The sequence below is a fragment of the Streptomyces sp. NPDC001604 genome (assembly GCF_042893475.1).
Classification (GTDB): domain Bacteria; phylum Actinomycetota; class Actinomycetes; order Streptomycetales; family Streptomycetaceae; genus Streptomyces.
This window is the reverse complement of record NZ_JBIAUY010000029.1, coordinates 24,043-43,559: the sequence shown is the minus strand read 5'-3', so window position 1 is coordinate 43,559 and position 19,517 is coordinate 24,043. Positions and strand designations below refer to the sequence as shown.

Annotated in this window: 17 protein-coding genes; 6 read left to right on the top strand and 11 right to left on the bottom strand. The window is 70.6% G+C overall.

Annotated features, from left to right (window positions below; genetic code table 11):
- Window positions 1–185: 185 nt before the first annotated feature.
- Together ACFY1E_RS45305 and ACFY1E_RS45300 are read left to right on the top strand one after the other, a co-directional pair.
- A complete protein-coding gene (locus ACFY1E_RS45305; protein ID WP_389087766.1) occupies window positions 186–2,273 on the top strand; it encodes a fructose-specific PTS transporter subunit EIIC in 2,088 nt (695 codons plus the stop codon).
- Between the two features lie 80 nt (window positions 2,274–2,353).
- Window positions 2,354–2,638, top strand: coding sequence for a hypothetical protein (locus ACFY1E_RS45300; protein ID WP_389087763.1), 285 nt, complete (start codon window positions 2,354–2,356; stop codon window positions 2,636–2,638).
- A 144-nt stretch (window positions 2,639–2,782) separates the two neighbouring features.
- Here the strand turns inward: ACFY1E_RS45300 and ACFY1E_RS45295 are convergent, their stop codons facing one another.
- The 4 genes from ACFY1E_RS45295 to ACFY1E_RS45280 form a co-directional block, all read right to left on the bottom strand.
- The gene (locus tag ACFY1E_RS45295) at window positions 2,783–3,529 is read right to left on the bottom strand and encodes a DUF6227 family protein (RefSeq protein WP_389087761.1); all 747 of its coding nucleotides are present in this window, start codon (window positions 3,527–3,529) and stop codon (window positions 2,783–2,785) included.
- 165 nt (window positions 3,530–3,694) lie between these two features.
- Window positions 3,695–4,933 (bottom strand): Ig-like domain-containing protein, encoded by a 1,239-nt coding sequence (locus ACFY1E_RS45290; RefSeq protein ID WP_389087759.1) that lies wholly within the window; start codon window positions 4,931–4,933, stop codon window positions 3,695–3,697.
- A 147-nt stretch (window positions 4,934–5,080) separates the two neighbouring features.
- Window positions 5,081–6,109 carry a P1 family peptidase gene (locus tag ACFY1E_RS45285; RefSeq protein WP_389087757.1) on the bottom strand — a complete coding sequence of 343 codons (1,029 nt, stop codon included), beginning with the start codon at window positions 6,107–6,109 and terminating at the stop codon, window positions 5,081–5,083.
- Window positions 6,110–6,147: 38 nt separating this feature from the next.
- Window positions 6,148–7,404: a low temperature requirement protein A gene (locus ACFY1E_RS45280; protein ID WP_389087754.1), complete on the bottom strand. Its 1,257-nt coding sequence runs from the start codon at window positions 7,402–7,404 to the stop codon at window positions 6,148–6,150.
- Window positions 7,405–7,544: 140 nt separating this feature from the next.
- Here ACFY1E_RS45280 and ACFY1E_RS45275 point away from each other — a divergent pair, with 140 nt between their 5' ends.
- Window positions 7,545–7,727 (top strand): hypothetical protein, encoded by a 183-nt coding sequence (locus tag ACFY1E_RS45275; protein WP_389087752.1) that lies wholly within the window; start codon window positions 7,545–7,547, stop codon window positions 7,725–7,727.
- A gap of 19 nt (window positions 7,728–7,746) precedes the next feature.
- Here the strand turns inward: ACFY1E_RS45275 and mscL are convergent, their stop codons facing one another.
- From mscL to ACFY1E_RS45245, 6 genes are all read right to left on the bottom strand, one after another.
- A complete protein-coding gene (gene mscL, locus ACFY1E_RS45270; protein WP_389087749.1) occupies window positions 7,747–8,205 on the bottom strand; it encodes a large conductance mechanosensitive channel protein MscL in 459 nt (152 codons plus the stop codon).
- 93 nt (window positions 8,206–8,298) lie between these two features.
- On the bottom strand, window positions 8,299–8,844 hold the full coding sequence (locus ACFY1E_RS45265; protein WP_389087747.1) for a hypothetical protein: 546 nt from the start codon (window positions 8,842–8,844) through the stop codon (window positions 8,299–8,301).
- A gap of 173 nt (window positions 8,845–9,017) precedes the next feature.
- A complete protein-coding gene (locus tag ACFY1E_RS45260; RefSeq protein ID WP_389087745.1) occupies window positions 9,018–9,851 on the bottom strand; it encodes an S-methyl-5'-thioadenosine phosphorylase in 834 nt (277 codons plus the stop codon).
- 98 nt (window positions 9,852–9,949) lie between these two features.
- On the bottom strand, window positions 9,950–10,255 hold the full coding sequence (locus tag ACFY1E_RS45255) for an FmdB family zinc ribbon protein (protein ID WP_389087742.1): 306 nt from the start codon (window positions 10,253–10,255) through the stop codon (window positions 9,950–9,952).
- 67 nt (window positions 10,256–10,322) lie between these two features.
- Complete coding sequence (locus tag ACFY1E_RS45250; RefSeq protein ID WP_389087740.1) at window positions 10,323–11,585, bottom strand: MFS transporter; 1,263 nt, start codon at window positions 11,583–11,585, stop codon at window positions 10,323–10,325.
- A gap of 277 nt (window positions 11,586–11,862) precedes the next feature.
- The gene (locus tag ACFY1E_RS45245) at window positions 11,863–13,398 is read right to left on the bottom strand and encodes a potassium/proton antiporter (protein WP_389087889.1); all 1,536 of its coding nucleotides are present in this window, start codon (window positions 13,396–13,398) and stop codon (window positions 11,863–11,865) included.
- Window positions 13,399–13,638: 240 nt separating this feature from the next.
- On the opposite strand from ACFY1E_RS45245, the gene ACFY1E_RS45240 reads away from it, so the two are divergent.
- Window positions 13,639–16,431 carry a penicillin acylase family protein gene (locus ACFY1E_RS45240; protein WP_389087737.1) on the top strand — a complete coding sequence of 931 codons (2,793 nt, stop codon included), beginning with the start codon at window positions 13,639–13,641 and terminating at the stop codon, window positions 16,429–16,431.
- 62 nt (window positions 16,432–16,493) lie between these two features.
- Here the strand turns inward: ACFY1E_RS45240 and ACFY1E_RS45235 are convergent, their stop codons facing one another.
- A complete protein-coding gene (locus ACFY1E_RS45235; RefSeq protein ID WP_389087735.1) occupies window positions 16,494–17,108 on the bottom strand; it encodes a 5-formyltetrahydrofolate cyclo-ligase in 615 nt (204 codons plus the stop codon).
- A gap of 94 nt (window positions 17,109–17,202) precedes the next feature.
- Between ACFY1E_RS45235 and galU the strand changes: the two genes are divergently transcribed.
- Together galU and glp are read left to right on the top strand one after the other, a co-directional pair.
- Window positions 17,203–18,105, top strand: a complete 903-nt coding sequence (gene galU / locus ACFY1E_RS45230; protein ID WP_389087733.1) for a UTP--glucose-1-phosphate uridylyltransferase GalU — start codon at window positions 17,203–17,205, stop codon at window positions 18,103–18,105.
- Between the two features lie 5 nt (window positions 18,106–18,110).
- Window positions 18,111–19,433, top strand: a complete 1,323-nt coding sequence (gene glp / locus ACFY1E_RS45225; RefSeq protein ID WP_389087730.1) for a gephyrin-like molybdotransferase Glp — start codon at window positions 18,111–18,113, stop codon at window positions 19,431–19,433.
- Window positions 19,434–19,517: the final 84 nt, after the last annotated feature.

Below are 19,517 nucleotides of genomic sequence, written 5' to 3'. Positions count from 1 at the left end.
CCGCGAACGGACACAGCCAGTGGAGCGCATGGGCGGCGAGGCTCCCCGTTACTCCTCGCGGCCGACCGGAGGCGGGGTTTCCCCGGCCCCGCCTCCACCCCCACTGATCCCACCCCCCGCAGCACCCCCGTCCCCACCCCCGCCCACCCCACCCCCCGGGCGATACGCGTGCGAAGGAGCCCGCGATGAGCGACATGATCACCGCGGACCTGGTCGACCTCGACCTGTCCGCCGATACGAAGGAAGCGGCGGCGCGTGCCCTCGCCGAGCGCATGGTGGCCCTGGGCCGGGTGACCGACCTGGACGGCTTCCTCGCCGACGTGGCCGCCCGCGAGGCACAGATGCCCACCGGCCTCGACGGCGGCATCGGCATCCCGCACTGCCGCAGCGAGCACGTCACCGAGCCGACGCTGGCCTTCGGGCGCAGCGCCGCCGGCATCGACTTCGGCGCGGCGGACGGCCCAGCCGACCTGATCTTCCTGATCGCGGCCCCCGCCGGCGCCGACGACGCCCACCTCACGATCCTCTCGTCGCTGGCCCGGCAGCTGATGAACGCCGAGTTCACCGACGCTCTGCGGTCGGCGGGCGACGCGGCGGCCGCGGCCGCACTGATCCGCGGGGACGAGCCGGCCGCGACCGGCTCCGAAGACTCCGCTGCGGCGTCGGGGGCGGCCTCCGCCGACGCCGCAGCGGGCAGCACGGCCCCGGCGCCGGGCGCGAGCGTCGAGGACGCGTCCGCCCCGGCGTCGGGCGCCCCCGCCGCGGACGAGCGCCCCTTCCGCATCGTCGCCGTCACCTCCTGTCCGACCGGTATCGCACACACGTACATGGCGGCCGAGTCGCTGGAGAACGCGGGCCGCGAGGCGGGCGTCGAGGTCACCGTCGAGACGCAGGGCTCGGCGGGCTTCACCCGGCTCGACCCGGCCGTCATCGCCGCGGCGGACGCCGTGATCTTCGCGCACGACGTCCCCGTACGGGAGAAGGAACGCTTCGCCGGGAAGCCGACCGTCGACGTCGGTGTGAAGGCCGGCATCAACCGGCCCGGCGAGCTGATCACCGAGGTGCGCGGCAAGGCCGAGCGCGGTGAGGTGACCGCGGGGGCCGCGCCCGGCACCCCGGTCGAGCGCGCCGGCGAGTCCGGCGAGGGCTACGGCACCAAGCTGCGCAAGTGGCTGATGTCCGGCGTGAGCTACATGGTCCCGTTCGTCGCGGCCGGCGGTCTGCTGATCGCCCTCGGCTTCGCGATCGGCGGCTACAAGATCAAGTCGGCGCCGTCGGTGATGGACCACTTCGTGTGGACGCAGACCGACAGCTGGGCCGCGCTGATGTTCCAGATCGGCGCCGTGGCCTTCGGCTTCCTGGTCCCGGTCCTGGCGGGCTACATCGCCTACGGCATGGCGGACCGGCCGGGTCTGGTCCCCGGCTTCGTCGGCGGCATGATCGCCTCCACCATCAACGCGGGCTTCCTCGGCGGTCTGGTCGCCGGTCTGCTCGCCGGTGGTGTGGTGATGGCCATCCAGAAGATCAACATCCCGGCGGTGCTGCGCGGCATCATGCCGGTGGTGGTGATCCCGCTGATCTCCTCGGCGATCGTCGGGTTCCTGATGTTCGTCGTGGTCGGCAAGCCCATCGCCTCCGCCCAGAAGGGCATGACCGACTGGCTGAACGGCCTCTCCGGCTCCAACGCCATCCTGCTCGGCCTGCTGCTCGGCCTGATGATGTGCTTCGACCTCGGCGGCCCCGTCAACAAGGTCGCGTACACCTTCGCCACGGCCGGTATCGCGGTCTCCAACCCGAGCGACTCCGCGATGAAGATCATGGCCGCGGTGATGGCCGCCGGCATGGTCCCGCCGCTGGCGATGGCGCTGGCCACCACGGTCCGCGGGAAGCTCTTCACCGAGACCGAGCGGGAGAACGGCAAGGCCGCCTGGGTGCTGGGTGCCTCCTTCATCTCCGAGGGAGCCATCCCCTTCGCCGCGGCCGACCCGCTGCGCGTCATCCCCTCCTCGATGGTGGGCGGCGCGATCACCGGAGCCCTGTCGATGGCCTTCGGCGCCACCCTGCGCGCCCCGCACGGCGGCATCTTCGTGGTCCCGCTGATCGGCAACGCCTTCCTCTACCTGATCGCCATCGCGGTCGGCGTCTGTGTCACCACCGGTCTGGTGGTGTTCCTGAAGGGCATGCGCAAGCCGGCCCCGGGGGCCGTGAAGCCCGGCACGACGGACGACACGGCGACGGCGACGTCCCAGGCGAAGCAGCCGGTGGCGGCGTAACCGCGAGTGCACATATCCCTTTGGTGGGATACATCACGGTCCGGGGCCAAAGTCCCGGACCGTGATGTCTACTGGGACGCATGCCCGATGAGCACGTCTCGATCCTCCAGTCGCTGGGTGTGGCCGTCCTCGCCTTCGCGGCCGTCGTCTGGACGCTCGGCCTGGTCGGCCTGATGCGCCGCGGCCGCTCCGGTGCCGGCAGCCTGCGGCTCGCCTTCCGCACCCTCTGGTACACCGGCCGCACCCCGCGGCGGTCCCTTCCGCACCAGCGGCACTTCCCTCCGCATCTGGAGTACGTCGAACTGACCCCGGCGGAGCGGACCGCCTTCGCGGGCCTGGTACGACAGCTCAGCGAGGGCCGCTGAGCGCTCCGCTGGGTTTGGCGGGGTGCTGGGCAGCCGCCGGGGGGCGATGCGCCGTCCTTCGTCTGAGGCCTTGTTCGGGGCTGGTCGCGCAGTTCCCCGCGCCCCTGGGGGGCGCTGCCCGAACCGGCAGGGTCGGCTCAGGGCTCAGGAGACCTGCGCCGCCCGCCGCTCCATCGCCTCCCGGGCCGCGTCCTCGCTGACGTACACCTCGCACATGTGCCGTCCGTCGGGCGTCGCCGTGTGCTCGACCTCCCAGAGGGAGACCTCCACGCCGTCACGCAGCAGGAACGCGTGCTCGTAGAGCGAGAAGCACAGCCCGGCCCGCCCCGCCCGGCACGGGCGCCCGAAGGCCTGTGTGATCTGGTGCGCGAACGCCGTGGTCAGCAGCGCGGCCGTCTCCGCGCCCGGCCGGTCCGGGTTCTCCGCGCGGCGCAGCAGCCGACGCGCATGATCCGCGGAGTCGTCCGGCTGATAGGCGTGCCGCGGCGCCGGGATCGGCGACAGCTGCACGGTCACCGGAAGCTCGAAGTCCGGTGCGTCCGGAGACAGCGGCAGCCGGGCGGTGGCCGCACGCAACTCCTCCTCGTCGACATACACCTCGTGCTGCGCGGGGCTGCCCGGCGCGGTGTTGTGCACGAGCTCCCACAGGGTGAGCGCCGAGCCGTCGACCAGCAGCCAGGTGTGCCGGTACGTCTCGCGGTGCAGCCCCGCGCTGTGGTGCGCGGAGTGCAGCGAGCTGTCGTGCGCCAGCGCGCAGTCCAGCTGCCGTATCGTCTCGTCCGGCAGCTCGAAGGAGTTCAGGGCACGGCCGAGGAGTCGCTCGAGATGCTCCTCCGGAGACTCGGGCGACTCGGCTGGTTCGTACGCTGCCGTCTCGTACGGAACGCTCAAGGTTTCTCCCGGCGTTGCTGCATGTCACCTTGTGGGTGCATACCGTAGCCCCTCGATCGGACATCATGTCCGGGAACCGAGAAAACGTACGCCCGGAGAACGCGCGGGCCGTGTGAGGAATTCCCACACGGCCCGACGATCCGTCAGAAAGTGCTGCTCAGGCGATTACGCGGCGCTCCCCGCCACCCACTCGCTCCACGGCATGTTCCAGCCGTTGAGCCCGTTGTCGGGGGCGACCGTCTTGTCGGGGGAGTTCTTGACGATGACGACGTCGCCGATCAGCGAGTTGTCGTAGAACCACTTGGCGTTCGTGGCGCCCTGGGCGCCCTGCACGTCCGCGAGCCCGACGCAGCCGTGGCTGGTGCCCTGGCGGCCGAAGGGCGGATTGCCCCTGTTGTACCAGTAGTTGCCGTGGATGAAGGTGCCGGACCGGGTCAGGCGCATCGCGTGCGGCACATCCGGGATGTCGTACTCGCTGCCCAGGTCCACCGACTCGCTGTTCATGCGTGTCTGCACGAACTTCTCGGAGATCACCATCTGACCGTTGTACGTCGTGTGCTCCGGGCTGCCCGAGGAGATCGGCACCGACTTGAGCGTCTGGCCGTCCCGCACGACCGTCATGGTCTGCGTGTTCACATCCACCGTGGAGACCTGCGAGCGCCCGATGGTGAAGGTGACGGTCTTCTTCTGCACCCCGTAGACGCCGTTCGCACCCTCGACGCCGTCCAGGTCGATCTTCATCGTGACCTTGGAGCCGGCCTTCCAGTACTCCTCGGGCCGGAAGTCGAGCCGCTGCGCTCCGAACCAGTGCCCGACCACCTTCTGCCCGCTGCTCGACGTGACCGTGATGTGCGACTGCACGGCCTTCTTGTCGCTGATCACCTTGTTGAAGTCGAACGACACCGGCATGCCCACGCCGACGGTCGTCCCGTTGTCCGGCGTGTACGTCCCGATGAAGCTGTTGGCCGAAGTGACGGTGGTGAAGATCGAGTTGGCCGCCGCGGTACGGCCGCTGCCGTCCTTCGCGGTCGCCGAGATCCGGTACTTCGTCCCGCGCTCCAGCTGCTCCTTGGGCTTCCACTCCCCGCCGTCCGCGGATATCGACCCCGGAACCGCCTGACCCGACCCGGCCACCGTCATCTTCACGTCGGTCAGCCTGCCGCCGCTGACCTTCACGCCGGTCGTGTTGATCGACGCGTCGGTCGAGCCGTCCTTCGCCGAGATGACGATCTTCGCCGTCGACGTCTTGGACGGGCTCTGGCCGCTCTTGCCGTCGCTCGACGAGCCCGAGGAGTCGGCGTTGGCGTCGCCACCGCAGGCGGTCAGGGTGAGGGCGCCGACCATCAGGGCGGCACAGGCTCCCAGTACGCGTACGCGCCGCGCTGCAATGTCCGGCGTTGTCACGGGCTGCTCCAGGTTCGTGTGATGTGCGTTGTCCGTTCCAGTGCGTGTGAAAGGAGGGATTCGGCGGACCGTGAGGTTCCCTCCGTCCGCGATGAACGCGATCACGTGACAGAACCGGGACAATCGCGTGCGAACGCAGCCCTGTTGTTACCGACTCCCGTACAACTCCTCGTACGACGGCCACATCCCGCCGGGCCCGTCCACCGGCTCGGCGGCGCGCACGGCCCGCACGATCGCCCGCGTCACCAGGTCCGCGCCGGCCGCGAGGATCTCGTTCAGCGCGAGGGGGTGCCCGGCGTCGAGCGGGCGCGCTCCGGTCGCCAGGGCGAACACCGTGTCCCCGTCGTTGAGCAGGTGCACCGGCCGCACGGCACGCGCGATGCCGTCGTGCGCCGTACCGGCGAGCTTCTGCGCCTGCGCCTTCGACAGGTCCGCGTCGGTGGCGACCACGGCGAGCGTGGTGTTCAGGGGAGGGAGGGCGTTCTTCGCGGCGCTCTCGGTGAGGCGGCCGCGCGCGGCCTCGTGGACGTGCGGCTCGGGGTGGCTCACGCGCCCCTGGAACAACTCCCCGTACAGAACCCCCGTTTCCGGATCCATCGCCGAGCCGGCCGCGTTGGCCACCACCAGGGCGGCCACCGTGATCCCCGAGCCGAGCACCGTGCTCGCCGTGCCGACCCCGCCCTTCATCGGCCCCACGGCCGCCCCGGTGCCGGCGCCCACGCACCCTTCCTGCACCCGCGCCCCGGCCTCGCTCGCCGCGGCCGCCTCGACCGCCGCCCGCCCGGTGGCGGCATCGGGCCTGGCCCGGAAGTCGCCGCCCCGCCCGAGGTCGAAGACGCACGCGGCGGGCACCACCGGCACCACGTGCGCAGGGTCCACCCCCACGCGCACCCCGCGGCCCTGCTCCTCCAGCCAGGCCATCACCCCCGACGCCGCATCGAGCCCGTACGCGCTGCCGCCGGTCAGCACGATCGCCTCGACCTTCTGCACGAGGTTGCGCGGGTCGAGCGCGTCGGTCTCCTTGGTGCCGGGACCGCCGCCGCGCACGTCCACGGCGGCGACGGCGCCGCCTTCCGGGGCGAGGACGACCGTGGTGCCGGTGAGCCAGCCGCCGCCGGTGCGCGTCGCATGCCCCACCCGCACTCCGGTGACGTCCGTCAATGCGTCAACTGTCATGGAGCCAGTCTGGCCCGGCCCGGCACGACAGTGACCCGTCAGCCGACCGGACTCGTCGCGCGCTGCCCGCTCGATCCGCTCGCCCCGCGCTCCCCGGCACCTCTGCTCGCCGCCAGCGCCACCCCGGACGCCACCGCCAGTGCCGACACCAGGCCCGCCGCGAACACCGCCCAGTGGCCCAGGAAGGTGCAGACGATCACGAGCAACGCCGTGCTCGGCAGCACCAGTTGCTGGGCGATGCCCACCTTGTAGTAACGCGAGTGCAGCGCCCACACGGTGAGCAGATACAGCGCCGTCGGGAGGGTCACCGCCGCCGACGCCTCCAGCGTGGAGATGTGCGCCTTGCCGACCGTCTGCTCCACCGCCACCTCCAGGCCCGCCCCGACCGCGGCCGCCGAGGCGAAGATCAGGTAGTGGCCGTAGCCCCACAGGAACGCCTGCCCGTTGCTGCGCAGATGACCGTGGATCGGCACCGCGAAGTAGATCCACCAGGCGGCGAAGATGATCAGCAGCCCGCCCGCCGCGATGGGCAGCAGATCGCCCAGGGCGTCGTTCTCGTCGATGCCCGACTTCACCGCGACGGTGGCCGCCGCGATGGTCTCGCCCAACACGATGATCGTGAACAGCCCGTACCGCTCGGAGATGTGGTGCGGATGCCAGGACGTGGGGTGGTCCTTCTCCGCGTACGGCGGCACGCACATCTCCAGGACCGCCATCACCACGAAGACCCACACCCGGGCATCCACCGGCAGCACCACCAGCCCGAGCCAACCGACCATGCACAGCGACACACCCGCGGCATAACGCAGCCCCATGGTCCGCTCCGCGCCCTCGGCCGACCGTGCCGCACGCAGCCACTGCGCCGTCATGGCGACCCGCATGATCACATAGCCCAGCCAGACCACCAGGAACTCGTGCTTCTCGAACGCCCGGGAGATCCCGGCCGCCAGCACCAGCACCCCGGCGATCTGCACCAGGGTGACGACCCGGTAGAGCACGTCGTCGTTGTCGTACGCCGAGGCGAACCAGGTGAAGTTCATCCACGCCCACCAGATGGCGAAGAACACCATCCCGTAGTTGAGGATCCCCTCGCCCGCGTGCCCCGTGGTGATGGCGTGCACCAGTTCCACGCCCGCCTGGGCGACGGCCACGACGAAGCACAGGTCGAAGAAGAGCTCGAGGGGCGAGGCGACGCGGTGCGCCTCCTCGCGGCCCCGGGCCGCGAGCCTGCGCAGTGGTCGGCGGTCCGCCGGGGTGCCGGAGGACGCGGGCGGCGGAGTCGAGCTGGTCGTCATGGGACCAAGCACAGCAGATAACCGGCGGGAATTCCTCGGCGGCAGCGACGGGCCTGCCCGCACGGCGCACGGCCCGCGGGCCCGACGGGTCACCGGCGCGACCCGGTCGCCGCGCGCCCCCGGGGCCGTACCCTGGACGCATGACCTCCGCCCCGACCCCCGAGCCGCGCGCTCCGAAGCCCGCGCTGATCTTCGACGACCCGCTGGACCAGCAGTCCTCGGACGACACCGACCGCGGCTGGGGCGAGCGGCCGCGCTCCGACGGGGACTCGGCGGCCGACCTGAAGCGCTTCCTCGACGAGAAGCCGCCCCACCACCTCTGAGCCGCGCGGGCCGCTGCCGCTAGCGCCCGTTGCGCCCGGCCGCGCGCTGTGCGACCAGCTCGTCGCGGATCTGCTTCAGCACTTCCAGCTCGGTCACCTCGATCACCTCGTGGGTACCCTCCCGCGCCTTGCGGCGGGCCTCCACGCGGGCGAGGTACTTCGCCATGGGCAGCACCATCAGGAAGTAGACGACGGCCGCGGTGATCACGAAGCTGAGGGTGGCGCCGAGGACCGAGCCCCACAGCAGCTGGATCCCGTGGTTGCCCTTGCACGACTCGCTCAGGCACGACTTGTAGTTGTCGAGGTTCGTGGTGCCGATCGCCCCGACCAGCGGGTTGATGAGCCCCTTCACCACTGAGTTCACGATGTTGGTGAACGCGGCCCCGATCACCACCGCCACCGCCAGATCGACGACGTTCCCGCGCATCAGGAAGGCCTTGAAGCCGTGCCAGATGCTCGGTTCCTTCTTCTCGCTCACCTCGGGTCCTCTTCTCGCACGCACAGGTTGGGGAACAAACAGTTCCGCAACCTACGGCACCGCCGGACCGGCCTGCCCGTCCGGGTGGCTGGATCAGCACACCGTCACCGCCAGCCGGGCCGTCGCGCTCGCGCCGGCGAGGTGCGCCGCGGTGGAACGAGGAACCGAGAGCACCACCAGCGCCCCGCTGTCGGCCCCACCGTCCAAAGGCTCCGGCACCTTCGTCACCCGCGCCCCGCGCGCGACCACGCGGGCGTCGCCGCCCGTCGCCGTCTCCTGGGCGGCGACGACGTCCACCCGGTCGCCGGGCCTGAGCAGCCGGACCGTGGCCCCGTCGGCGATCCGCACCGGCGCGGCCACCATCTCGACGGCGCGGTGCTTCCGTACGGGATCCGCCACCGGATGCCCACGCGCGGGACCGGTGACCCGTGGCCCCGCGGCCACCAGCGCGGCCGCGGTCACCGCGAGACCTGCGGCCACGGCCCGCCTCCGCTGCCGTACGAGCCGTCGTAGCTGATACCGCCCGCCGCGCACCCGCACGGGAGCGAAGTGCGGGACCTCGCAAGTGGCGGGGGCGTCGGTGCCGGGCGGGCGAGGGGCGGAAGGGGAGGGGAAGAGCGACGGGGGAGGGAGGGACATGCGGATCACCGCCTGCGTCGAGGAGCCATCGAGGAATCGCCTTGCAGGCCCACGATGAGGCCTCATCGCGATCTCCGCCGACGCCGGTGGACTACCGACGGGTTGTGGACAACTCCCTCACCCGAACGGGAAGTTCCGGAATCTCGAACCGCCCGAGGCTCCCCCGGCCCCTGTTACGGCAGCTCGAACCCCGGATCCATCCCGCCCAGCGCGTTCGTGCACAGGCAGTCCCGTTCCTCGTTCGCCGGCAGCGCGGCCACCGCGTCGAACAGCACGCCCCGCAGCCGGTCCACGTTCGCCGCGAACACCCGCAGCACCTCGTCGTGCGAGACGCCCTCGCCGGTCTCGGCACCCGCGTCGAGGTCGGTGACCAGCGTCATCGTCGAGTAGCACAGCTCCAGTTCACGGGCGAGCGCCGCCTCGGGATGGCCGGTCATGCCGACCACCGACCAGCCCTGCGCCTGATGCCACAACGATTCTGCGCGGGTCGAGAAGCGCGGCCCCTCGATCACGACCAGGGTGCCGCCGTCCACCGGCTCCCAGTCCCGGCCGCGCGCGGCCTTCAGGGCGGCGGCACGTCCGACGGGGCAGTAGGGATCGGCCAGGGACACATGCACCACGTTCGGGATGTTGCCGCCGGGCAGCGGCAGCCCGTCGAAGTACGTCCCCACCCGGGACTTCGTACGGTCGACCAGCTGGTCCGGCACCAGCAGCGTCCCCGGCCCGTACTCGGGTCGCAGCCCGCCCACCGCGCACGGACCGAGCACCTGGCGCACGCCGAGCGACCGCAGCGCCCACAGGTTGGCCCGGTAGTTGATCCGGTGCGGCGGCAGATGGTGGCCGCGGCCGTGACGGGGCAGGAAGGCGACCCGTCGGCCGGCGAGCTCACCGAGGAAGAGGGAGTCGCTGGGCGGCCCGTAAGGGGTGTCCACCTGGACCTCGGTCACGTCGTCGAGGAACGAGTAGAAGCCCGAGCCGCCGATTACACCGATCTCTGCGTTCGCCATGGCCGCACAGTATCGGGCCCCGGCGGCGCTCGGTGAGGGGGATCAGGAGACGGCGAGAACCCTGACGTCGTACGACGTCAGGGTCCCGTGAGCAAGCCTTAGGCGGCGGAGCTGGAGGCCGTCCCGGTGCTCGACGGCTTCGAGTCCGAGGACGACGAGGACGGCGCCGAGGACGAGGTGGACGTCGACGACTTCGAGGACGACGACGGCGAGCTGCTCGAAGAGGAGCCGCGGCTGTCGTTCCGGTAGAAGCCCGAGCCCTTGAAGACAATGCCGACCGCGGAGAACACCTTCTTCAGGCGGCCACCGCAGTTGGGGCACTCGGTCAGAGCGTCGTCGGTGAACTTCTGCACCGCCTCGAGGCCCTCGCCGCACTCGGTGCACTGGTACTGGTAGGTGGGCACTGTCTTCCTCCTGGCACTCTCACTCAATGAGTGCTAACGAAGGTCCATAGTGACGTATTCCTGAGGATCAGTCCACCGTCAACGGCACTCGGTGACCCACGCCACGTGCGACGGTCAGGCTGCGGGGCCGCGTCACGAGCCGCGACCGAAGGGCCACGAGGGTCGTCAGCGCCAGTACGGTACCGGCCATCGGCACCAGGAATCCGGCCCCGCCCCAGAAGCGGTCCTCCAGCTGTCCGGCGACCGTGACGGCCGCCGCCTGGCCGAGTGCCACCGCGCCGGTCAGCCAGGTGAAGGCCTCGGTGCGGGCGCCTGCCGGGACCAGACCCTCGACCAGCGTGTAGCCGGTGATCAGCGCGGGCGCGATGCACATGCCCACCAGCAGGCCGAGACCGGCCAGGACCAGCACCGAGTGGGCGGCCCACAGGCCGGAGGCCGCCAGGGCGAGGGCGCCGTACCCGAGCACGAGCCGCCGCTGCGGGGCCACCTTCCAGGCGACGGCGCCGCAGACGATGCCGGAAAGCATGTTGCCCGCTGCGAAGACCCCGTAGAGGACGCCGTTCAGGCCGGGCTCGCCGATCGACTCGGTGAACGCGGCCAGCGAGACCTGCATGCCGCCGAAGACGGAGCCGATGCCCAGGAAGGCCACGACCAGAACGCGCACACCAGGGACGCGCAGTGCGGAGGCGTGCTCCACGCGCGCGTGCCCCGTCACGGTGACCGCGGGCTGTGTGCTCTTCTGCGCCGCGAACAGCAGACCGCCGACGAGCGTCAGCGAGGCCTCGGTGACCAGGCCGGCGGCCGGGGTGACGGCGGTGCACAGGGCGGTGGCGAGCAGCGGCCCGAAGACGAAGGTCAGCTCGTCCGTGACGGACTCGAAGGCGGCCGCGGTGGTCATCAGGGGCGAGCCCTGGAGCTTCACGCCCCAGCGGGCGCGCACCATGGGTCCGATCTGCGGCACCGAGGCGCCGGTCGGCACGGCCGCCGCGAACAGCGCCCAAAGGGGTGCGTGGGCCAGCGCCAGCGCGGTGAGGGCCAGGCCCGACAGCGAGTGCAGCAGTACGCCGGGGGTCAGCACGGCGCGCTGCCCGTAGCGGTCCGCGAGACGACCGCTGTAGGGCGCGAACAGGGCCATGGAGACGCCGGTGACGGCCGCCGCGGCGCCCGCCGCGCCGTAGGAGCCGGTGGTGTGCTGCACCAGCAGCACGATGGAGATGGTGAGCATCGCGAACGGCTGGCGTGCCGCGAAGCCGGGGAGCAGGAAAGTCCAGGCGCCGCGGGTGCGCAGCAGCTGTCCGTAGCCCGGGCGGGAGGTGACCGTGGATGCCACGGCCCGTGCCTTTCTGCCGCCTGGTAGCGCGCCCCTTTTGTACGGGCGGCGCCGAGAGCTGTCCTCTTGCGCGGAACTGCGGTAGATACCGGCGGTCCACTCTCTGGGGACGTCCCGGCCGCCATACGGTCGCGCCAGCACTGCGTCAGGCAGAGTTGGTTCGATCTGGGTGCGCCTTCATCGTACAGGGGTCAGCCTCTGATGCGCCTGTGAATACGAGCACCATGTGGGCGTTCACCTGCGATTACCAAGGGTGTGAACCGTACGAAACACGCCATTAACGCCCGGCTCCCGCCCCGTCCGTCCCGAGCCATCCGGCCAGCTTGCCGCCGTGGCCGACGGAGCGCAGTCGCCGCTCGGCCGCGTCCCGCACCGGGTCCGTGGTGACGACGAGCAGTTCGTCGCCGCGTCGCAGCACCGTGGTGGGCAGGGGGACAAACGATTTTCCTTCGCGGACGACCAGGGTGACGGCGGCCCCGGCCGGCAGGCGCAGCTCGGCCACCTCGACGCCGTGCATCTTCGAGCCCTCCGGGATCGCGACGGACAGCAGATGCCCGCGCAGTCGCTCCAGCGGGGCCGACTCGATGCCGAGGTCGGCGGCCTCCGCGTCCTCGCCCAGCCGCAGCTTGCGGGCGAGCCAGGGCAGCGTCGGCCCCTGGACCAGGGTGTAGACGACGACCAGCACGAAGACGATGTTGAAGATGCGGCGGCTGGCGTCGACGCCCTGCACCATCGGGATCGTCGCCAGGATGATGGGGACCGCGCCGCGCAGCCCGGCCCAGGACATCAGGGTCTGCTCCTGCCACGGCACCCGGAACGGCGTCAGGCACAGCACCACGCTCAGCGGGCGCGCCACCGTGGTCAGCACCAGGCCGATGACGAGCGCGGGCACCACGTCGTCGCCGAGCTCGTGCGGGGTCACCAGCAGGCCGAGCAGGACGAACATGCCGATCTGGGCGATCCAGCCGAGTCCGTCGGCGAAACCGCGGGTGGCGGGCCAGTGGGGCAGCTTGGCGTTGCCCATCATCATCGAGGCGAGATAGACGCCCAGGAAGCCGCTTCCGTGCGCGAGTGCGCCGCCCGCGTACGCGGTGACGGCGATCGCCATCACGGCGATCGGGTAGAGGCCGGAGGCGGGCAGCGCCACGTGCCGGAGGCCCCAGGAGCCGAGCCAGCCGACCGCGAGGCCGATGGCCGCGCCGATGGCGAGCTCCAGGGCTATCTCGCCCAGCAGCACATACCAGTGGTCGACCGGGCCGGCCGTGGAGAAGGCGACCACCAGGATGACCACCGGGGCGTCGTTGAACCCGGACTCGGCCTCCAGCGTGCCCGTCACGCGCGCGGGCAGGGGGATCTTCCGCAGCACCGAGAAGACCGCCGCCGCGTCCGTGGAGGAGACCACCGCCCCGACGATCAGCGCCTGCCGCCACTCCAGCCCGATCAGGAAGTGCGCGGCCGACGCCGTGACCCCGACGCTCACCGCGACCCCGCCCAGTGCCAGCGCGGAGGCGGCCGGCAGGGCCGGCTTGATCTCCTTCCACTTCGTGCCCAGACCGCCCTCGGCCAGGATCACGACGAGGGCCGCGTATCCGATGACCTGGGTCAGCTCGGCATTGTTGAAGTGGATGTTGCCGATCCCGTCCTGGCCCATGAGGACCCCGATCCCCAGGTACACGAGCAGGCTGGGGAGCCCGCTGCGCGAGGAGATCCGGACCGCTGCCACGGCGACGAGCAGGACGAGCGAGCAGACGAGCAGAAGCTGGTTGAGGTGGTGGACAGTCAGCGGCCGTTCCCTTCCCTGACTCACACGCATCCCGCGCGGGAGCTCACGTACATAGGACACGAAGCCGAGAAACTCCGCACCCAAGTACTTCGTTACCTTACCTAACTCTTGACGATTTCTTGACGCTCGCCGAGGCAAGATCGAACACCTGCCCCCGCCGGTTCCCGACTCCGCGTCAAGGGCCGCGGGGCCCTGCGCCTATGGTTGCTCCAGCGCTCATTCAAAGTCACAGCCCCGCCTGCCGCTCGCGTTAGGACAGCAAGGACAGCGATGCCCCCCAACATCACCGCCACAACGGGTGACAAGCCCGGCAAGTCCGGCAGGAAGAAGGGGCGCAAAGCCCGATTGGTCGTGCTGGTCCTGGTCCTGGCCATCATCGGGGGCGTCGCCTACGGGGCGTACTGGTCCATCAGCACCGTCCGGGCGTCGTTCCCGCAGACCAAGGGATCGATCACGCTCGACGGCCTGTCAGGACCCGTCGACGTGAAGCGCGACGGCAACGGCATCCCGCAGATCTACGCCTCCTCCGACGAGGACCTGTTCATGGCGCAGGGCTACGTCCAGGCGCAGGACCGGTTCTACGAGATGGACGTGCGCCGCCACATGACCTCCGGCCGGCTGTCGGAGATGTTCGGCAAGGACCAGGTCAAGGACGACGAGTTCCTGCGCACCCTGGGCTGGGACCGGGTGGCGAAGAAGGAGTACGACACCAAGTTGTCGGCCTCCACCAAGAAGTACCTCCAGGCGTACGCCAAGGGAGTCAACGCCTACTTGCAGGGCAAGGACGGCAAGGACATCTCCCTGGAGTACGCGGCCCTGGGCTTCGTCAACGACTACAAGCCGGCGCAGTGGACCCCGGTCGACTCGATCTCCTGGCTGAAGGCGATGGCGTGGGACCTGCGCGGCAACATGCAGGACGAGATCGACCGCGCCCTGATGACCAGCCGTCTCGGCCCCAAGCAGATCGCCGACCTGTACCCGGACTACCCGTACAGCCGCAACAAGGCGATCGTCCAGGAGGGCCAGTACAGCACGCTCACCAAGACGTTCGAGCAGAACGGCAGCTCGTCCACGAGCGGTACGTCCGGTACGTCGGGTACGTCTGGTACATCGGGTACCTCCACGAGCAGCGCGGCCGGATCGGCCCTGACCAGCCAGCTGTCGGGTCTCTACAAGGTCCTGGACAACGTACCCACGGCCGTCGGCGTGAACGGCCAGGGCATCGGCTCCAACTCCTGGGTGGTCGCCGGGGATCACACCATCACCGGCAAGCCGCTGCTGGCCAACGACCCGCATCTGTCGGCCTCGCTGCCGTCCGTCTGGTACCAGATGGGTCTGCACTGCCGCACGGTCTCCAGCAAGTGCCAGTACGACGTGACCGGTTACACCTTCGCGGGCATGCCCGGCGTGGTCATCGGCCACAACCAGGACATCGCCTGGGGCATGACCAACTCCGGTGTCGACGTCACCGACCTGTACCTGGAGAAGGTCTCCGGCGACGGCTACCTCTACGACGGCACGGTGCGGCCGTTCAAGACCCGCGAGGAGACCATCAAGGTCGCCGGCGGCACGTCCAAGACGATCGTCGTGCGCCAGACCGCCGACGGGATGCCCCTGCTCTCCGACCGCGACGACGAGCTCGTGACGGTCGGCAAGAAGGCCACCGTGAACACCGCGGCACCCGACCGCGGTGACGGCTACGGCATCGCGCTGCGCTGGACCGCGCTCGACCCGGGCACCTCCATGGACGCCGTGTTCGCCATGGACAGGGCGTCGAACTGGAGCGACTTCCGCTCCGCGGCCGCCCTGTTCGACGTGCCCTCGCAGAACCTGGTCTACGCCGACAAGAACAACATCGGCTACACGCTGCCCGGGAAGATCCCCACGCACGCGAAGAAGGACGACGGCTCGATCCCGGCGCCGGGCTGGGACTCCAGCTACAAGTGGACTGGGTACATCCCCAAGGACGCACTGCCGTACGAGTTCAACCCCAAGCGCGGCTACATCGTCACCGCCAACCAGGCCGTGATCGACAAGGACAAGTACCCCTACACGCTCACCACGGACTGGGGCTACGGCACTCGCAGCCAGCGCATCACCGACCTGATCGAGTCGAAGATCAGGGGTGGCGGCAAGATCTCCACCGACGACATGCGCCAGATGCAGCTGGACAACAGCAGCGAGATCGCCAAGCTGCTCGTGCCCAAGCTGCTGAAGATCGACATCACGGACAAGGACGTCCGCGGGGCGAAGGCCGTCCGCGAGGCGCAGGACCTCCTGGAGGGCTGGGACTACACCCAGGACGCCGACTCGGCGGCGGCCGCCTACTTCAACTCGGTCTGGCGCAACATCCTCAAGCTCGCCTTCGGCAACAAGCTGCCCAAGGAACTGCGGGTCGAGGGCCAGTGCCTGTGGGTCGATCCGGTCAACAGCACCGGGCCCGCGGACGAGACGAACAAGGTGCGCGAGTGCGGCGACCGCGCCGCCGACCAGGCGCAGCCGGACGGCGGCGACCGCTGGTTCGAGGTCGTCCGCAACCTCGTGGACGACCAGAAGAGCGACTGGTGGTCGACGCCCAAGTCGCTCACCCGGCCCGGGGCGAGCGACAACCGCGACGATCTGTTCAAGCGCGCCATGATCGACGCCCGTTGGGAGCTGACGGCCAAGCTCGGCAAGGACATCGACACCTGGAGCTGGGGTCGGCTGCACCGCCTGTTCCTGAAGAACCAGACCCTCGGCACCGACGGCCCCGCCTTCGTGAAGTACATCCTCAACCGCGGTCCCTGGAAGCTCAGCGGCGGCGAGGCGACGGTCAACGCCACCGGCTGGAACGCGGCGGGCGGCTACGGCGTCGTGTGGGTGCCGTCGATGCGCATGGTGGTCAACCTCGGCGACCTCGACAAGTCGAAGTGGATCAACCTCACCGGTGCCTCGGGGCACGCCTACAGCGCCCACTACACCGACCAGACGAGCAAGTGGGTCAAGGGCGAACTGCTCGACTGGAACTTCTCGGACAAGGCCGTCGACAAGAACACGAGCGACACCCTGGTCCTGAAGCCATGAGCCGCCGGCCCTAGATCACCGGTCGCGGAAAGTGCCCTCCACGCGTGCGTGGAGGGCACTTCTCATGTGAACCGCCGTACCCCCGACGGTGTCACCACCGCATGCACCGGCCGGTCGTGCGCCTCCTCCGGGACATGCCCGACGACCTCCGAGTCGTACAGCAGCACCACCAGCGCGGGATGGGCGTCCGCGCGCTCCAGACGCGCGAGGACGCGGTCGTACGACCCTCCGCCGCGCCCCAGGCGCATCCCGCGGGCGTCGACGGCGAGACCGGGCAGCAGCACGACGTCGGCACCGGTCACGGCGTCCGGTCCGAGGCGTTCGCCGGCGGGCTCGAAGAGGGCCATTTTCCCGCCGTGTTGGATGCGCGCGAGGGAGCCCTCGCCGGTGTAGGCGCCCCAGTCGAGATCGTTGTCCGGGAGAAGGGCGGGAAGCAGGACGCGCACGCCCCGCTCGCGCAGCGCGTCCAGCAGCGCGAGCGTGCCCGGCTCGCTCCCCACGGAGACGTACGCCGCCACCGTGCGCGCATGCGCCAGCTCCGGCAGCTCCAGGGCGCGGCCGGCCAGCGCGTCCGCGGATTCCCGCACGTCATCGGCCGTCAACCTGTTTCTCACCGCGAGGAGCTCTCGCCGCAACATTCGTTTGTCAGCCTCGGTCGCACGTCCGATGTGACTCATAGGTCGGACCCGTACCCTTCTATATGTGCTCATATGAGAGCCAATTAACCGGAGCCTCAGATTCCCTGCCAAGGCACCGGATAAGGTTGCCGCCATGACCCAGTCGCACCCCAGGATCAGCAAGGCTGTCATCCCTGCAGCGGGCCTCGGCACCCGGTTCCTGCCGGCCACCAAGGCCACTCCCAAGGAGATGCTGCCGGTCGTCGACAAGCCGGCGATCCAATACGTGGTCGAAGAGGCGGTGTCGGCGGGCCTCGACGACGTCCTCATGATCACGGGCCGCAACAAGCGCCCCCTCGAGGACCACTTCGACCGCAACTACGAGCTCGAGTCCGCCCTCCAGAAGAAGGGTGACGCGGGCCGGCTCGCCAAGGTCCAGGCGTCCAGCGACCTCGCGACCATGCACTACGTGCGGCAGGGCGACCCCAGGGGCCTCGGCCACGCGGTTCTGTGCGCCGCCCCGCACGTCGGCCGCGAGCCCTTCGCCGTCCTCCTCGGCGACGACCTGATCGACCCGCGCGACCCGCTCCTCGCGCGCATGGTCGAGGTCCAGGAGCAGCGCGGCGGCAGCGTGATCGCGCTCATGGAGGTCGCCCCCGAGCAGATCCACCTCTACGGCTGCGCGGCCGTGGACCCCACCGAGGACGCCGACGTGGTCAAGGTCCACGACCTGGTCGAGAAGCCCGCCGCCGCCGACGCCCCGTCCAACTACGCGATCATCGGCCGGTACGTCCTCGACCCGCACATCTTCGACATACTGCGCAAGACCGAGCCCGGCCGCGGCGGAGAGATCCAGCTCACCGACGCCCTCCAGCAGCTCTCGCAGGACGAGAAGGTCGGCGGCCCGGTGCACGGCGTCGTCTTCAAGGGCCGCCGCTATGACACCGGCGACCGCGGCGACTACCTGCGTGCCATTGTCAGACTCGCATGCGAACGTGAAGACCTGGGCCCGGACTTCCGGGCCTGGCTTCGCAGTTACGTAGCCGAGGAGATGTAGCAACGTTGAGCAGCGCCGCGCCCCGCACCACCGGCCAGGACCACCTCTGGTCGGTGGACGAACACCTGGAGGACATCCTCACGACCGTCCGCCCCCTGGAACCCATCGAGCTGCAACTCCTCGACGCCCAGGGCTGCGTCCTGGTCGAGGACGTCACGGTGCCCGTCTCCCTGCCGCCGTTCGACAACAGCTCCATGGACGGGTACGCGGTGCGGGTCTCGGATATCGCGGGCGCGAGCGCGGAGTTCCCCGCCGTCCTGGCCGTCGTCGGGGACGTCGCGGCGGGCCAGGCCGGCCTGCTCCATGTGGGTCCCGGCCAGGCCGCCCGCATCATGACCGGCGCTCCGCTGCCGCCCGGCGCGGAGACCGTCGTCCCCGTCGAGTGGACCGACGGCGGCCTCGGCGAGGGCCCGGCGACCGGTATGCGCGCCCGGTCCCTGGCCCCCGAGGGCGCCGAGGGACATGTGCACGTGTACCGCCCGGCCGAGGCACGCGCGCACGTCCGCGCGAAGGGCAGCGACGTGAAGTCCGGCGACCGCGCCCTGGAGGCCGGCACGGTCCTCGGACCGCCGCAGATCGCCCTGCTCGCCGCGATCGGCCGCGGCACGGTGCGTGTGCGCCCCCGCCCGCGCGTGGTCGTCATGTCCACCGGCAGCGAACTCGTCCAGCCCGGCGAGAAGCTGGGCAGCGGCCAGATCTACGACTCCAACAGCTTCGCCCTCACCGCCGCCGCCCGCGAGGCCGGCGCCATCGCCTACCGGGTGGGCGCCGTCGCCGACGACGCGGAGACCCTCCGCTCCACCATCGAGGACCAGCTCGTGCGCGCCGACCTCATGGTCACCACGGGCGGCGTGAGCGTCGGGGCGTACGACGTGGTCAAGGAGGCCCTGTCGTACGTGGGCGACGAGGACGAGCCGGGCAGCGGCATCGAGTTCCGCAAGCTCGCCATGCAGCCGGGCAAGCCCCAGGGCTTCGGCTCCATCGGCCCCGACCACACCCCGCTGCTGGCCCTGCCCGGCAACCCGGTGTCGTCGTACGTCTCCTTCGAGCTCTTCGTCCGCCCCGCCATCCGCACCCTCATGGGACTCGAGGACGTGCACCGGCCGCGCACCCGCGCGACCCTCACCGCCCGCAAGGCGCTGACCTCGCCGAAGGGCCGCAGACAGTTCCTGCGCGGGACGTACGCCGACGGCTCCGTGACCCCGGTCGGCGGCGCCGGATCCCACCTGGTCGCGGCCCTCGCGCACGCCGACGCGCTGATCGTCGTCCCCGAGGACGTGGAGTCCGTCGAGCCCGGCTCCGAGGTGGAGGTCGTCCTGCTCGGCTGAGTGCTCCCGGCCCGCGGTACCGTGTCGCGCACACAGACCCACGCGCCGCACCGCGAGGGGCCCGGACGGGAGCGCCACACAGCC